Origin of the sequence: Halomonas sp. BC1, from assembly GCF_002078135.1 — a bacterium.
Classification (GTDB): Bacteria; Pseudomonadota; Gammaproteobacteria; order Pseudomonadales; family Halomonadaceae; genus Vreelandella; species Vreelandella stevensii.
Window position 1 is genome coordinate 58,530 of sequence record NZ_LFGS01000005.1, and the last position, 12,646, is coordinate 71,175.

General features: G+C 60.8%; 12 protein-coding genes. 9 read left to right on the plus strand and 3 right to left on the minus strand.

Going from position 1 to position 12,646, the window contains the following annotated elements:
* The 3 genes from B7L72_RS04860 to lipB form a co-directional block, all read left to right on the plus strand.
* A partial coding sequence (locus tag B7L72_RS04860) for a D-alanyl-D-alanine carboxypeptidase family protein (protein WP_081192911.1) occupies nucleotides 1-834 on the plus strand: 834 nt, incomplete at its 5' end.
* Between the two features lie 131 nt (nucleotides 835-965).
* Entirely contained in the window at nucleotides 966-1,280 is a 315-nt protein-coding gene (locus B7L72_RS04865; RefSeq protein ID WP_081192913.1) for an HP0495 family protein, read from the plus strand.
* Between the two features lies 1 nt (nucleotide 1,281).
* Entirely contained in the window at nucleotides 1,282-1,932 is a 651-nt protein-coding gene (lipB, locus tag B7L72_RS04870; RefSeq protein ID WP_081192915.1) for a lipoyl(octanoyl) transferase LipB, read from the plus strand.
* A gap of 72 nt (nucleotides 1,933-2,004) precedes the next feature.
* On the opposite strand, the gene lipA is transcribed toward lipB, so the two are convergent.
* Together lipA and B7L72_RS04880 are read right to left on the minus strand one after the other, a co-directional pair.
* Nucleotides 2,005-3,057: a lipoyl synthase gene (lipA, locus tag B7L72_RS04875; protein WP_081138933.1), complete on the minus strand. Its 1,053-nt coding sequence runs from the start codon at nucleotides 3,055-3,057 to the stop codon at nucleotides 2,005-2,007.
* 85 nt (nucleotides 3,058-3,142) lie between these two features.
* Nucleotides 3,143-4,141 (minus strand): LysR family transcriptional regulator, encoded by a 999-nt coding sequence (locus tag B7L72_RS04880; RefSeq protein WP_039179984.1) that lies wholly within the window; start codon nucleotides 4,139-4,141, stop codon nucleotides 3,143-3,145.
* Nucleotides 4,142-4,391: 250 nt separating this feature from the next.
* Here B7L72_RS04880 and B7L72_RS04885 point away from each other — a divergent pair, with 250 nt between their 5' ends.
* The 6 genes from B7L72_RS04885 to B7L72_RS04910 all read left to right on the plus strand — a co-directional run bounded on the left by B7L72_RS04885 (nucleotide 4,392) and on the right by B7L72_RS04910 (nucleotide 12,018).
* Nucleotides 4,392-6,782, plus strand: coding sequence for a DUF3141 domain-containing protein (locus B7L72_RS04885; protein ID WP_081193107.1), 2,391 nt, complete (start codon nucleotides 4,392-4,394; stop codon nucleotides 6,780-6,782).
* 324 nt (nucleotides 6,783-7,106) lie between these two features.
* Nucleotides 7,107-9,740, plus strand: a complete 2,634-nt coding sequence (gene topA, locus B7L72_RS04890; protein WP_081192917.1) for a type I DNA topoisomerase — start codon at nucleotides 7,107-7,109, stop codon at nucleotides 9,738-9,740.
* Nucleotides 9,737-10,198 carry a DUF6586 family protein gene (locus B7L72_RS04895; RefSeq protein WP_081192919.1) on the plus strand — a complete coding sequence of 154 codons (462 nt, stop codon included), beginning with the start codon at nucleotides 9,737-9,739 and terminating at the stop codon, nucleotides 10,196-10,198. The genes topA and B7L72_RS04895 overlap by 4 nt, the downstream gene beginning before the upstream one ends.
* A gap of 60 nt (nucleotides 10,199-10,258) precedes the next feature.
* Entirely contained in the window at nucleotides 10,259-10,723 is a 465-nt protein-coding gene (locus B7L72_RS04900; RefSeq protein WP_016914089.1) for a hypothetical protein, read from the plus strand.
* Nucleotides 10,724-10,896: 173 nt separating this feature from the next.
* A complete protein-coding gene (locus B7L72_RS04905; RefSeq protein WP_081192921.1) occupies nucleotides 10,897-11,529 on the plus strand; it encodes a L,D-transpeptidase family protein in 633 nt (210 codons plus the stop codon).
* A 225-nt stretch (nucleotides 11,530-11,754) separates the two neighbouring features.
* Nucleotides 11,755-12,018: an Lpp/OprI family alanine-zipper lipoprotein gene (locus B7L72_RS04910; protein WP_016914087.1), complete on the plus strand. Its 264-nt coding sequence runs from the start codon at nucleotides 11,755-11,757 to the stop codon at nucleotides 12,016-12,018.
* Between the two features lie 130 nt (nucleotides 12,019-12,148).
* Here the strand turns inward: B7L72_RS04910 and B7L72_RS04915 are convergent.
* The coding region (locus tag B7L72_RS04915; RefSeq protein ID WP_176212837.1) for a L,D-transpeptidase family protein at nucleotides 12,149-12,646 on the minus strand (498 nt) is incomplete at its 5' end.

The following is a 12,646-nucleotide window of genomic DNA, read 5'->3' on the forward strand; positions in this document are numbered from 1 at the left end:
GATGACCTGCTACACGGTATCATCATCGTGTCCGGCAATGATGCCAGTGTGGCCATGGCCGAGCATCTGGCCGGGGGGGAAGCGCCCTTTGCCGACCTGATGAACCAGCATGCCACGCGGCTGGGCATGCACAATACCAATTTCCAGAACGCCACAGGGCTGCCGGGTGACCAGCACTACTCCACGGCGCGGGACATGGCCATTCTGTCCCAGTACATCATCAACGACTACCCTGACCACTACGCTATCTACTCACAGCGTAACTTCTCCTTTGGCGGCATCGATCAGCCCAATCGTAACCGCTTGCTGTGGCGCGATCCTTCAGTGGATGGCCTGAAAACCGGCTGGACTACCGAAGCGGGTTACGGCTTGGTATCGTCTGCGCTGCGTGATGATATGCGTCTGATCTCCGTGGTCATGGGCACCAGCTCCGAAGAAGCTCGCGCCCAGGAAACCCAGAAGCTGCTCAGCTACGGCTTCCGCTTCTATGAAACCATGAAGCTCTATGAGCGCGGTGCCGTATTGGCCACGCCGCGGGTGTGGGGTGGTGACACCAATGAGCTACGCGTGGGTGTCGATGGTGAAGTCTTCATGACGCTACCGCGCAACCGCAACGAAGAGCTGCGCGCGCGTCTAAATCTGGATAGCGACCTGAGTGCGCCCGTCGCCGTTGGCGACGAAGTCGGTACTCTGGAAGTCTACCTGGGTGACGAAATGGTCGGCGAGCGCCAGTTGGTGGCGCTGGAAAACGTGGAAGAGGGTGGCCTGTTCAAGCGCTTCTTCGATCAGGTGCAGCGCTTCTTCAGCAATCTGATCGGCAACTTCAGAAGCTGACGAGCCTTGAGCACGCGGGGCAGGCCAACATGGCCTGCCTGTGGTGTTTTAGCCTCCCTGTCACAATCAGAAGCTCTGGCGTCATCGTCAGGGTTTCATTCGTTTTAGCATTCGTCATAGATAGGCAACTCATGAAAAAAGATACCAAATCTCCGCTGCGTGACCTGCGCCAGCCCGCCACGGTCAGTGAGCCGCCCAGGGTCACTTTTCCCTGCGACTACTCGCTCAAGGTGGTAGGCGATGCGGCGGATGATTTTCCCGCTTGGGTATGCCAGGTCATCGTCAAGCACGCGCCAGATTTCGACGAAACCACCCTGCAGGTGGTGGATAGTCGCAATGGCCGCTTCCAATCGGTACGGGTGACCATCGTGGCTACCGGTGAACAACAGCTGTCCAGCTTGTTCGATGAGCTGAAAGCCACGGGCCGCGTGCACATGGTGGTGTGACATGAGCCCCGCACCCATCGAGCTGCACCGCCTGGGGCGCCGGCCCTACCAGCCTGTCTGGGAAGCCATGCGTGAGCTCACCGACTGCCGTGACGAGCATACGCCCGACCAGTTCTGGCTGGTCGAGCACGACCCGGTCTTCACCCAAGGGCAGGCGGGCAAACCCGAACATTTGCTGATGCCGGGCGATATCCCGGTGGTCAATACCGACCGTGGCGGTCAGGTGACCTACCACGGGCCTGGGCAAGTGGTGCTTTACCCGTTGCTGGACGTGCGGCGTGGCAGGATCGGTGTGCGTGAGCTGGTCAGCGCCCTGGAAAATGCGGTGATCGACGTGCTGGCCCGCCTTGGTGTCGATGCCTGGGCCAAGCCGGATGCGCCGGGCGTGTATACCCGCACGGTGATGGGGGAGGCCAAGATTGCATCGCTGGGGCTGCGCATTCGTCGAGGGGCCAGCTACCACGGCGTTGCGCTAAACGTCGACGGCGACCTGTCGCCGTTTGGGCGCATCAACCCCTGTGGCTACGCAGGCATGCAGGTAACGCGCTTGGGCGATCTGGTGACGCTAGATGATGGCGCAGATATCGGGGGCGCACTGGCCCTGGCGCTGGCGGAGCAGCTAGGCCGATCGCTGGTGGATTCGGCGTCGTGATCGAGTAAGTGCTGCAAAAGACGGGCTCACCGGCATGCTGAAAGGGCATGCCGGTGACAGTCGTGCGGGGTATCAGCCGACGTTGAAGGCCGGAATACGGTTGCTGTCGGTTTCCTGGCCAGGCACTGCGGCAGGGGCGGCCAGGCCCAGGTTGTTCTTTTCGAACACGCGGTCGGCGCGGTAGCTCGAACGTACCAGCGGGCCGGAGGGAACCTCCATGAAGCCCTTTTCGAGGCCCAGCACGCGATAGCGCTCGAACTCTTCTGGCGTGACATAGCGCTCTACTGCCAGATGGTTCTTGGTGGGGCGCAGGTACTGCCCCAGCGTGACGATATCCACACCGATGGCGCGCAGGTCGTCGAACGTCTGCAGAATCTCTTTTTCCGTTTCGCCCAGCCCCAGCATCAGGCTGGTCTTGGTGATCACGTCCGGGCGGTGGCGCTTGGCGTGGGCCAGTACATCCAGCGTCTTGCGGTAACCGGCACGCGGGTCGCGTACCTTGGAGGTCAGCCGCTCCACGGTTTCCACGTTCTGGGCAAACACTTCCAGGCCGGAGTCGACCACGCGCTCGATGGCGGCCTGATCACCGTCGAAATCCGGCGTCAAAGCCTCCACCACGACCTCGGGGGTGCGTGCCTTGATGGCGCGAATGCACGAGGCGTAGTGCGTGGCACCGCCATCTTCCAGGTCATCCCGGTCGACCGAGGTCAGCACGATATAGCGCAGGCCCATCAGCTCGACGGACTTGGCGGTATTCTCGGGCTCTTCCTTGTCCAGCCATCCCTTGGGGTTGCCGGTGTCCACCGCGCAGAAGCGGCAGGCGCGGGTACAGACGGAGCCCATCAGCATGATGGTCGCGGTGCCGTTGCTCCAGCACTCGCCCATGTTGGGGCAGTGGGATTCGGCGCACACCGTGCTCAGCCGGTGAGTCGATACGTTTTTCTTGACGGCTTCGAAACGCTCGCCGCCTGGAATCTGGGCGCGCAGCCATTTGGGCTTGCGTTCAAGGGCGGGCGCATCGGCCTGTGCCTTGCGCTGCTTCATGCCGTCCTTGATCACCGTCATGCCGTGTTCGTTGCGGAATTTTTCGCCGCTGGGCACGCGCTGGGAAGGGGTGTTGCTCATAGGAGAGAGCCTCGAGTCACGCTAACTGATACGTAGGTGGTAGATAATGTAACATACCTGGCAATCAACAAGACACCGTCGCGCATCACGGGGTCTGTTCGACGCTCAGGCCTGGCAAGCAGGAAACGCCGTGGCTGGGGAGGGGGCTGGGGGGCGCCTGGAAATGCGCACGCAGCTCGCTGAGGTGTTCGCGGGTGAAACGCAAGAACAGCTCCGCCACCGGCGTGGGGAAGTGGTCGCGGCGATAGACGGTGCACCAGGCGCGGCGGATCGGAAAGTGGGGCAGCGCCAGCGTGGCCAGCAGCCCCTGTTCCAGCTCCAGCTGAATGGCCATGCGCGGCAGTACCGCCACGCCCAGATGCGCCATCACGCCTTGTTTGATCGCTTCGTTGGTACCCAGCTCGATACGGTGGGGCAGCCCGACTTCCTGATCGACCGCCAGCTGCTCGAAGGCGCTGCGCACGCCTGACCCCGGCTCACGCATCAATACATAGTGGCGGGCAAAGTCCGAGAGGGTAGGGTTGGCCAGTTGGAGCAGCGGATGCTCCGGCCATACCACGGCCACCAGCTCATTTTCCAATACCGGCATGACCACCAGCCCATCGTCCTCCGGCACCATGGCCATGATGACCACGTCATCCTGCTGGTCGGCGAGGCGCTCCAGTGCCTGGCTGCGGTTGCATACTTTCAGGCGTAGCTGCACATCGGGGTAGCGGGCGCGAAAGCGTGACAGCAGATAGGGCACCACGTATTGGGCAGAAGAAACCGCTGCAATGCTCAACTTGCCGCTGATCTTGCCGTTAATATCTGAAAGGTGCATCTGCAGGCGCGAGAGCTGTCCGAAGATTTCCCGAGTGGAGAGCGCCAGCGTATCCGCCGCAGGCAGTACATGCAGGGTTTTACCGGCATAGCGAAACAGCGGCTGCCCCAGCGCCTGCTCCAACTGGCGAATCTGGGCGCTCACGGCGGGTTGAGTCAGGCCCAGCTGTTCGGCGGCACGCGAATACGAGCGCTGGCGATGTACGGCCTGAAACACCTGCAGTTGGCGAAACGTCAAGCGGTTGAGCAGCGACGGGGATGACATAACCACCTCGAGATAAACGTGCCGGGTCAGCGTCAAGGACGCCTAGGCGCGTGGGTCCATGCCAAAATGCTACCATCCTTTGCCCGCTAACGCCTTGAATCGCTGTCGGTGGATGGTTCATGCATAGGTTGTTACACAGGTTCATGCATGGTTAATGATCGACGTCTGGCAAGGAGTGGCCTAAACTATATTGCATTGCAGCATCATGGCTTCGGGCTTGGTGCCCCGCATCAACCCCACGGGAGACTCTATGAACTTTCTCGCTAATCCCCTGCTTTCCCCCACTCTGGGCAACAGCGCGCTGACGAGCCTGGTCGACCCGTTCGGGTTTGGGCGTGCTGCCTTGAGCTACTGGCGCGACAGCGTCGAGCGCAACGTGCTGTACTGGGATGTGATGCGCGAACGGGGCAACCAGTATCTGGCCCACATGGAGCAGACCAAGCCCAACGTGCTGGGGTTCGATACCGAAGGGCTGATGGACGGACGGACGCTGCCCAACCCGACCAATTACGAACTGCTGCGTGTATTGCCCAAGGGCGATACGGTCACCGACCCCAGCAAGCGCCCGTTCGTGGTGGTCGACCCACGGGCCGGGCATGGCCCAGGCATCGGCGGCTTCAAGCCCGACAGCGAACTGGGCGTGGCGCTCAAGGCAGGCCATCCCTGCTACTTCATTGGCTTTCTGCCCTTTCCCGAGCCCGGCCAAACGGTCGAGGATGTGGTCGAAGCCGAAATCGCTTTCCTGCGTCATGTCATCGAGCTGCATCCAGAAACCACTGAAAAGCCGATGGTCGTCGGCAACTGTCAGGCGGGCTGGCAGATCATGATGGCGGCGGCACTGGAGCCCGACGTGTTCGGACCCATCCTGATTGCCGGTGCGCCGCTCTCTTACTGGGCGGGCGAGCACGGCAAGGCGCCGATGCGCTATACCGGCGGCATGGTGGGCGGTAGCTGGATCACGGCGCTGACCAGTGACATGGGCAATGGCCTGTTCGATGGCGCCTGGCTGGTGCAGAACTTCGAGCGCCTGAATCCGGCCAACACCTACTGGAAAAAGCAGTACCACCTGTATGCCAATATCGACACCGAAACCTCGCGTTATCTTGAGTTCGAACGCTGGTGGGGGGGGCACGTGGTGCTGGGTGGAGAAGAAATCCAGTACATCGTCGATAATCTGTTCGTGGGCAACCGGCTCTCCACGGCCCAGCTGGTGACCCGCGACGGACGACGCATCGATCTGCGCAACGTGCGCTCGCCGGTGGTGGTGTTCTGCTCCCGTGGCGACGACATCACGCCGCCGCCGCAGGCGCTGGGATGGATTCGTGACCTGTACGAAGGCGAAGAGGACATCATCGCCAACGACCAGACCATCATCTACTGCCTGCATGACACCACGGGCCATCTGGGGATCTTCGTTTCCGGCAGCGTTTCCCGCAAGGAACACTCCGAATTCACGGCCAATATGGATTACATCGACGTGATGCCGCCAGGGCTTTACGAAACGACGATTTCTCATGCCAGTGAACGAGCCGATGCCGAGCTGATCGAGCGTGACTACCTGCTCGAATTCAATCAGCGCAACTTCGAGGAGTTGGATCGGGAAGTCATGCACAAGCCCGAAGATGACCGCCGTTTCGCCACCGTTGCACGCATCTCGGAGATCAATCTGGGGCTGTATCGGATTTATATGCAGCCCTGGTTGCAGGCGGTGATGACGCCAGAAGCCGCGCGCTGGATCCGGCGCATGCACCCCATTCGGCTGGGCTACAAGCTGCTGTCGGACCGCAACCCGCTGAGCGTGCCGTTGCCGGTGATGGCTGATTACGTGCGCAAGCACCGTGAGCCGGTAGGGCAGGACAACGTGTTCAAGGCCTTCGAAACCATGGCCTCGGACCAGATCGTCGCCAGCCTCAATGCCTGGCGCGATTTCAGGGACAGCAGCACCGAGCGGCTGTTCATGGATATCTATGGCCAGCCACTGCTGCAGGCGGCCGTTGGTTTGTATGGCGATGCCCATGTGCATCGCCGCCGTCCGGGTGCCGAGCCGGAGCATCGTCGCTTCATCCAGCATCAGCAGGATGAGCTGCGCAAGCAAATCACCCAAGGTGGCCCGCATGCAGCCGTGATGCGAGCGGTGATCTACGTGCTGGGCGGTGCGCCCGCCACCGACGAGCGCAACTTCAAGCGGTTGCGCGCCTCCCGCGCGGAGCTCGAGCCCAGCAGCTCGCTGAGCGAGTTCAAGCGTATGGTGCGCGAGCAGTTTTTCATTCTCAAGCTGGATCGTGAACAGGCCCTGAGCACGCTGCCCGTGCTGCTGGAAGGTGAGGACAATGTGGCCATCGATGGGCATATCAAGCATCTGGAGCATGTGTTCTCGGCCAGCGGTGAGCTGACCGAGCACGCCGCCGAGCGTTTCGAGCAGGTCAAGGCGCTGTTTGGCCAAGCGCGCCCTGCGCTGCCTGCGACTGCCGCCAGCGCTGAGCCCGAATCTGAGACCAAGGCCGAGGCCGCCACTGGCACCGAGGTTGCAACCACCACGGATGCCGAGCCCACGGCGGCATCACCCGCTTCTGCAGCGGCGGCTAAAAAGCCAGCGGCCAGGCCAGCCAATGGGCGGCGCGGAACGTCTCGCAAGCGCTAGCCGCCTCGCGCTACCGCCGATCACGCCCCCGCTTTTTAGCGGGGGCGATTGGTTAGTGGGTGTGGCTTTGGGTTGCCGAGTGTCAAGCGGCAGTCTAGTGTCTAGCTACTCGATATAAAAAAACGCTAGGCGTCATACCGACACCTTCCCGAGCGGGATGTGCCTCGCCATGGGGTGCAGCCTGATGCAGGTTGCTACTAGCGCTTGGGCAAGGGCTGGGGTAGGGTAGGCGCATTTTTCTCATGGTCGCCAAGGCATAATGTGGGGCGACAACGTACTTAGCGCCGTGGCGATCACGCCTCGGCATCAGGAAAGTGGAGCACTATGGGCAAGTCACTGGTCATCGTCGAATCGCCTGCGAAAGCGAAGACGATTAATAAGTATCTCGGCAACGATTTCATCGTGAAGTCGAGCGTGGGTCACATCCGTGACCTGCCGACCAGCGGCTCGGGCAAGGTGGCCTCCGACCCAAAGGAGCGCGCTCGCCAGGCCGCGGCTACGCGCAAGATGTCAGCGGAAGAGAAAGCCGAGTACAAGCAGCGCAAGGCCCACACCCAGCTGATTCGCCGTATGGGCATCGACCCGGACAATGGCTGGGCAGCCAACTATGACATTTTGCCCGGCAAGGAGAAGGTCGTTGCCGAGCTGAAGAAGCTGGCCGAAAAAGCCGATGCCGTCTACCTCGCCACGGATTTGGACCGCGAGGGGGAGGCCATTGCCTGGCACCTGCGGGAAACCATTGGTGGTGACGACAGCCGCTATAAACGCGTGGTGTTCAACGAAATCACCAAGAATGCCATTCAGGATGCCTTCAAGACCCCCGGCGTACTGAACATTCCTCGCGTGGAAGCCCAGCAGGCGCGCCGTTTCCTCGACCGGGTCGTGGGCTTCATGCTCTCGCCGCTGCTGTGGGCCAAGATTGCCCGTGGCCTGTCTGCCGGCCGTGTACAGTCGGTGGCCGTGCGTTTGATCGTCGAACGTGAGCGGGAAATTCGCGCCTTCATTCCCGAAGAGTTCTGGGACGTGCATGCGGATCTGGTCTCGCCGGAGGGCGAGCTGGTGCGTTTTGCTTTGGCGCGGCAGGATGGTCAGGCCTTCCGCCCCACCTCGGAAAAAGAGACCCTGGAGCGAATTGCCAAGCTGCGCAAAGCCAAACTGTCGATCACGTCTCGCGAAGACAAACCGACACGCTCCAAGCCTACCGCTCCCTTCATTACCTCGACGCTGCAGCAGGCTGCCAGCGGGCGGCTAGGGTTCTCGGTCAAGAAGACCATGACCATGGCCCAGCGGCTCTACGAAGCTGGCTACATCACTTATATGCGTACCGACTCGACCAATTTGTCCAAGGATGCGGTCGAGAGCGTGCGTTCGTTTATTGGTGATGAGTATGGGGAGCGCTACCTGCCCGAAGCGCCCAACCGCTACAGCAGCAAAGAGAGCGCACAGGAAGCCCACGAGGCGATTCGCCCCTCCAGCGTGGAGCGCAAGTCCACGGATCTGGTGGGCATGGAGCGTGACGCCGAGCGCCTGTATGAGCTGATCTGGCGGCAGTTCGTGGCGTGCCAGATGACCCCGGCGGAATATCTTTCCAGCACCCTCAATGTCGAAGTCGATGGCTACGAACTGCGTGCCAAAGGGCGCGTGCTCAAGTTCGATGGTTACACCCGGGTGATGAAGCCGACCGGCAAGAACGAGGATCAGACCCTCCCCGACCTGCCCACCGGCACGCCCATGAGACTTGAAGTGCTCGACCCTCAGCAGCACTTCACCAAGCCGCCTGCGCGTTACACCGAAGCCAGCCTGGTCAAGGAGCTGGAGAAGCAGGGCATCGGGCGACCTTCTACCTATGCCTCGATCATCTCCACGATTCAGGATCGGGGTTATGTGAAGCTGGAAAACCGCCGCTTCTATGCCGAAAAGCTGGGCGATATCGTCACCGAGCGCCTCAAGGAGTCGTTCCCGGACCTGATGGATTACTCCTTCACGGCGCGGATGGAAGACAGCCTGGACGAAGTCGCCGAGGGTGAGCGCAACTGGCGGGCGCTGCTGGATGCCTTCTACGAAGAGTTTCGTCATGAGCTGGCCAAGGCCAAGGCCGAGAGCGACGAGGGAATGCGCCCCAACCAGCCGGTACCGACCAACATCGACTGCCCCAGCTGTGGCCGTCAGATGCAGATTCGAACCGCTTCCACTGGTGTGTTCCTGGGGTGCAGTGGCTACAACCTGCCGCCCAAGGAGCGTTGCAAGACCACCATCGATCTCATTCCCGGTGAAGAAGCCGTGGCTGAAGATGCCGGTGAAGAGGCAGAAACCGATGCGCTACGCGCCAAGCGCCGCTGCCCGAAGTGTGGCACGGCCATGGACAACTACCTGATCGACGAAACCCGCAAGCTGCATATCTGCGGCAACAGCCCGGATTGCGATGGCTACGAAGTCGAGAGCGGTAAATTCAAGATCAAGGGCTATGACGGCCCATTGATCGAATGCGACAAGTGTGGTTCGGACATGCAGCTCAAGTCCGGGCGCTTCGGCAAGTATTTCGGATGTACCAACAGCGAGTGCAAGAACACCCGCAAGCTGCTGCGCAGTGGCGAAGTGGCACCGCCCAAGATGGACCCGATTCCCATGCCGGAGCTGGCCTGTCAGAAGGTGGAAGACCATTACGTGCTGCGTGATGGCGCTAGTGGCCTGTTCCTGGCAGCCAGCAAGTTCCCCAAGAACCGTGAAACTCGCCCGCCGCTGGTGCAAGAGCTGAAGGCCCATGCCGATGAGCTGCCCGAGAAGTACCACTTCCTGCTCAAGGCGCCCAGCGAAGACCCGGATGGCCGTCCGGCGCAGATTCGCTATTCGCGCAAGAATAAAGAGCAGTACGTGATGACCGACGAAGAGGGCAAGGCCACGGGCTGGAAAGCCACCTACGAAGGCGGTAAATGGCACGTGGAGGACAAGCGCAAGTGAGTGCCCGTTCGCGTACTAACCAGCTCCTTTATCAAGCCGAACTGATGATTGGGCTTCCGGTGGGCGACGATGAGCATGCCCCCGCCCGTCAGATGGCGCTGGAGGAGGGCGCGCTGGCGCTGTTCGAGCTGGCGCTGGCGTCGCTGCTGAAAGAGGTTACCGAGCACGCTCGTCTGCCAAGCCATGACTGGCAGCGCCTGCTGGCCAGCGACGGCCCTGCGCTGGCCGAGCTGCAGCGCTTGCGCGACGAGCTGCAACGCCCGGATAGCTGGCTGGCATGGCTGGTTGGTCAGCTCGAAAAACTGCATGGCGACGAGGGCGCAGCCCGTCGTCATGTGCATAACCCGGCCATGATTGCGGTAGGTGCCCAGGCGTCGCTGGGTGAGCAGTTGCTAGAGCATTTGCAAGCGGCGAAGCGTGAAATCGCCATGCTCAGGGAGACCAGCGTCGAGTGGTAGGCTTGAAAAATTGCCGATCATGACCATGCTATGGAGTACGTTACTCAACAGGAGGCAAGGATGCGATACAACCAGGTGAAGGATCTCATGGAGTGGGCCGCCGGTTACCACGCGCGCATGGCGCGCCAGTACAGTGCCGCGGCCGATGCCGCCGAGCACGAGCGTCTTGCCATGGCGCTCAACTACCTCGCCAGCAGCGAGTTGACCATGAAGTCTGGGCTCGAAGCGCTGTTTCATGATGGGTCGGATCAGCGTGAAGTGCTGGAGCTATGGTTCGACGAATCGGGTGACTTCCCTCAGCCTCCGCTGCTGGAGGCGCTGGCCGAGCAGGACGTGGCCGGATCGCTGGACGAGCTGACCGCCACGGCGGTGGAGTCACATCATCAGCTTCAGCGTCTCTATGAACATCGTGCATCGCGGGCCAAGGTGGCGCCAGAAGAGACGTTCTTCACGACCCTGGCCCAGGGGCATGCCGCCGAAGCGCGCAAGCTGGTGGCCAGCCTGCAGGAGCTGGAAGGCGTCTGACAGGGTGTTACGTTGAAGCACAGTTGGCGGTTGAGATAGCAGGCATTTTGGGCGTTTATTGAAGAGTCGATACGCTGACAAAAGCCGCATGAATAGGGTATAACAGTACCCATCCATGCGTTATTGGCCAGCCGTGCCTTGCCTTTCGCGCTGACCCATTTTCGAGAGCAACAATGATGCCTGTAAACCGTCGCCGATTTTTGGCGCTGGCACTGGGCTGGCCTGTAGTGGCCAGTGCAGCGGCTACCAGTGCCCTGCCTGATTACGAGTCTACCGATCTGGTCGCCACCTTGCTGGCCAGAGCAGACGTGCCCCGTCACAGCAACGAGGTGTGGGTGCTGGTAGACGACAAGGAAGCGACGCTTAGCGTGTTTCGCGGCCATGCCCTGGTAGAGCGATTTGCGCCGGTATCGCTCGGCCGTGGCGGCGCCAGGACCCACCGTATACGCGGCGGTAACGTGACGCCGCTGGGTGAGTTTAGAATTAATCGATTTAATTTCGAAAGCCAGTGGCATATCTTCATTGGTATCGATTATCCTACGCCACCTCACGCGCGCATGGCGCTCGAAAAAGGCATCTACTCCCAGGCGGACTACGAGGCCTATTTCGACCACTATCGCCGTTACGGCTCCCCACCGCAGGATACCGCGCTGGGGGGAGCCATTGGGATTCACGGCATTGGCCGAGGAGACCCCGATATCCATGGCAACTTCCACTGGACCCAAGGGTGTGTGGCAGTGACCAATGAGCAAATCGAGCGGGTTGCCGAGCTAGTAGGAGTTGGCACACGCGTGGTGATCCGCTAGGCTTATGTTGTTGAAGGAAGTTCCAGGTTTTTGGACACGCGACTATAGACAACCGCTGTGGTCTATTATAAAACAGCGTTTGACTTGCGTACCCTACGGGTAACCCTGGTACAAGTCGGTGAAAAGAACCTGCATCGCAGGTAGACAAATCTAAGCTAATAATTTAGCTTTATTTTTTGTCATACCCTTAAACGTAGTACCCAAGGAAGACTCAAGGAGAACATCATGACTCTTAAGACTGCTCTGAAAATGACCGCCGCTGCCGCTTCTCTGGCAATCCTGGCTGGCTGTGCTTCTACCAGCGCTCTGGAAGAAGTTCGCATGACTGCTGAATCTGCACAGGCTGACGCTGCAGAAGCTCGCAGCATGGCTTCACAGGCTCTGAACACTGCAAACCAGGCTCAGCGCGACGCGCAAGCTGCCCTGCAGATGTCTGAGCAGAACCGTGAAGAAATGAACCGCATGTTCCAGCGTTCCATGCAGAAGTAATTCTGCCTGGGCCGTCAGGTTCGTCAAGAACCCAACGGCTGCTGTTGGATGTGAAAAAACCCCGCCATCTGGCGGGGTTTTTTTGCGTGATCAGCAGAGGGCTGGGCCGTCAGAGACGGCCCGTGAGGCGTTAAGCGTCGCCTTCGATGCGAACCACGGTAGACAGTTCGATATCCCCCAGAATGCCTTCCAGCTGAGGCTGCTGGGCTTCGGGCTGTGGCTCTTCAGCGGCGGCTTGCGGGCCGTAGAGCGCAACGAAGCGACCGTCAGGCTCGGCGATGGCACGCTGGATCTGGGCTTCGTCGATATCCACCTGGTCTTCCACCAGGGCGTTCAAACGCTCCATGGCCTCGCGCAGGGGCTCTGAGCCTTCGACGTTCTCCTCCAGCTGTGGGTACGACTGCACGAACAGCGTGCCGTCAGCCCCCCAGCCTGCCTTGAAGGGAGCATCCATCAGGTTGACCTGAGTGCCGCTGGGCAGACGCTCGTAGAGCGACTCGATATCTTCCGGGTACATGCGAATGCAGCCACGGCTGGCACGCATGCCGACGCCGTCAGGGCGATTGGTGCCGTGGATCAGGTAGCTCGGCATGGCCAGCAGGATGGCGTGGCGACCCAGCGGGTTATC

Coding starts and splice junctions, on each gene's coding strand:
- lipB (WP_081192915.1), top strand. CDS start 1,282: ATGAGCCCCGCACCCATCGAGCTGCACCGCCTGGGGCGCCGGCCCTAC.
- B7L72_RS04910 (WP_016914087.1), top strand. CDS start 11,755: ATGACTCTTAAGACTGCTCTGAAAATGACCGCCGCTGCCGCTTCTCTG.
- B7L72_RS04880 (WP_039179984.1), bottom strand. CDS start 4,141: ATGTCATCCCCGTCGCTGCTCAACCGCTTGACGTTTCGCCAACTGCAG.
- B7L72_RS04905 (WP_081192921.1), top strand. CDS start 10,897: ATGATGCCTGTAAACCGTCGCCGATTTTTGGCGCTGGCACTGGGCTGG.
- B7L72_RS04865 (WP_081192913.1), top strand. CDS start 966: ATGAAAAAAGATACCAAATCTCCGCTGCGTGACCTGCGCCAGCCCGCC.
- topA (WP_081192917.1), top strand. CDS start 7,107: ATGGGCAAGTCACTGGTCATCGTCGAATCGCCTGCGAAAGCGAAGACG.
- B7L72_RS04900 (WP_016914089.1), top strand. CDS start 10,259: ATGCGATACAACCAGGTGAAGGATCTCATGGAGTGGGCCGCCGGTTAC.
- B7L72_RS04885 (WP_081193107.1), top strand. CDS start 4,392: ATGAACTTTCTCGCTAATCCCCTGCTTTCCCCCACTCTGGGCAACAGC.
- lipA (WP_081138933.1), bottom strand. CDS start 3,057: ATGAGCAACACCCCTTCCCAGCGCGTGCCCAGCGGCGAAAAATTCCGC.